Genomic DNA, 624 nt, shown 5'->3' on the forward strand with positions numbered 1-624 from the left:
CGGTGACGCAGTAGAGCTTTGGGATCGCGCGCAGCGCGGTGCGGATGGCGCCGGGGTGCACGTGCTGCAGATCGGGAATCAGCTCGGCGTACTCGGCATGGGCGAGCGCGGCGGTGGCGATGCCCGGGTGGTAGTGGTCCACGCCGGTCATGCCGTTGAACAGATGGGTGAAGCCCGACGCGCCGGCCTGCAGTGCGGCCACGCCGTCGGCGTAGCTGCCGGCGCTGTGGCCGAGCTGCACGCGGATGCCCAGGGCGCTCAGCGCGGGAATCAGCGCCAGGTGCTGGCCGATCTCCGGGGCGAGCGTCAGTACCTTGATCGGGGCGATGGCATGCAGGCGGCGCACGTCGTCCAGCGTGGCTTCCACCACCAGCGGGGGCTGCGCGCCCAGGCGCTGGGCGCTGATGAAGGGGCCTTCCAGATGCACGCCCAGCATGCGCGCCGTCCCGGGCGCGCGCGTTGCGATCACCGCGGCCAGGCCCGCCAGCGCCTGCACGATGTCATCCTCGTGCGCGGTCATGGTGGTGCCCAGCAGTGCGGTGGTGCCGTGGCGCGCATGCGTTCGGGCGACGGTGCGCCCCGCCTCGCCACCCTGCATGATGTCCACGCCGGCCGCGCCATGCA

1 pseudogene is annotated in these 624 nt (G+C 72.6%); it reads right to left on the reverse strand.

From position 1 onward, the window contains the following. A pseudogene (locus ACXJKJ_RS31030) lies at positions 1-624 on the reverse strand (N-acetylglucosamine-6-phosphate deacetylase); the annotation flags it as partial.

The organism is Roseateles sp. P5_E1 (assembly GCF_054049335.1).